The sequence below is a fragment of the Moorena sp. SIO4A1 genome (genome assembly GCF_010672065.1).
In the GTDB taxonomy this organism is placed as follows: Bacteria; Cyanobacteriota; Cyanobacteriia; order Cyanobacteriales; family Coleofasciculaceae; genus Moorena.
The window spans coordinates 1-1,457 of record NZ_JAAHHX010000707.1; the positions used below are offsets into that span (position 1 = coordinate 1).

At 44.2% G+C, this 1,457-nt stretch carries 2 protein-coding genes; both read left to right on the forward strand.

The genetic code is table 11. The features are described 5' to 3' along the window. The coding region (locus F6K53_RS42140; protein WP_293086449.1) for a beta-ketoacyl synthase N-terminal-like domain-containing protein at nt 1–891 on the forward strand (891 nt) is incomplete at its 5' end. Nucleotides 892–895: 4 nt separating this feature from the next. After that, nucleotides 896–1,457: ketoacyl-ACP synthase III family protein (locus F6K53_RS42145; RefSeq protein ID WP_293086452.1), on the forward strand; the 562-nt coding region annotated here is incomplete at its 3' end.

Consider the following 1,457-nt stretch of genomic DNA (forward strand, 5'->3'; position numbering starts at 1 on the left):
CAACGTCATCTGCAACAAACCTGGCAACGTTATCAATCCCGTCCAGAATTTATCCGACCCACTTATGGACTAACAGTTTGGGATACGGATATTTTGGGTTTACTTTCCCAGTGTTTTCAGATTCAAGGAGAAGGTTATACCGTAGGTGGAGCATCTGCTGGTGGAGCAGTAGCTATCATTCATGCAGCTCGTCAAATTTTAATGGGGGTGACTGATATTAGTATTGCCGTTGGTAGTCTCTTTGATATCTGTGCTTATGAATGTCAAGGACTAATGAATTTGGGAGCTATGGGTAGTGAACGTTTTGCTGATAGACCAGATCTTGCCTGTAGACCATTCGACCGAAATCATGATGGTTTTATTTATGGCGAGGGTTGTGGAGTTTTAGTCCTAGAAAGAGCTAATCACGCTCAAGCAAGAGGAGTAGTTTCCCAGGGCAAACTCCTTGGTTGGGGCTTCAATTTAACTGGCAATCGTAGTCCTGAACCATCTCAAACTGGTGAAGAACGAGCGATGAAGACAGCTTTAGCCATGGCAGACTTAAAACCAGAACAAATTGATTATGTCAATACTCATGGTACCGGTTCGCCCCTTGGTGATCACACAGAAGTAGCTGCCTTAAAATCCACAGGACTTAACCATTGTCTTCTCAACTCAACCAAGTCTTTGACCGGTCACTGTTTAACTGCGGCTGGAGCTATCGAAGCGATCGCTACTTTATTACAAATGAACTCTAATTTTTGTCATCCAACCCACAATTTGGTTAACCCCGTTGATGATAGCCTCAATTGGGTTAAAGAAACTGCTGTTCAAGCGGAAATTCAATATGCCATCAGCAACAGTTTTGCTTTTGGCGGCATCAATACAGCTCTATTACTGGGCAAGGAGTAAAGCTATGCAATCAGTTGGCATTGAAGCTCTCAGTGTATATGGAGGTGCAGCTCAATTAGATGTGCGTAAGCTGGTACAAGCGCGTCAGTTGGACATCTCACGCTTTGACAATCTAATGATGAAAGAGAAAGCAGTTTCTCTGCCCTATGAAGATCCAGTTTCCTATGCAGTTAATGCCGCCAAGCCCATCATTGATCGATTGAGTAATGCTGACAAGCAGCGCATAGAAATGGTGATTACTTGCAGCGAGTCAGGCATTGACTTTGGCAAATCGATGAGCACCTATATTCAGGAGTATTTGGGCTTAAGTCGTAACTGTCGCATGTTTGAACTCAAGCAAGCTTGCTACTCAGGAACAGCAGGCTTACAGATGGCAATCAACTTGATTCTGTCCCAAACCTTTCCTGGAGCCAAAGCCTTAGTTATCGCCACCGATATCTCTCGGTTTCTGATTGCGGAGGGAGGGGAAGCTCTTAGTGAAGATTGGTCTTTTGCGGAACCAAGTAGTGGTGCTGGGGCAGTGGCTCTTTTAGTCAGTGATACTCCCTACATTTTTCAAATTGATA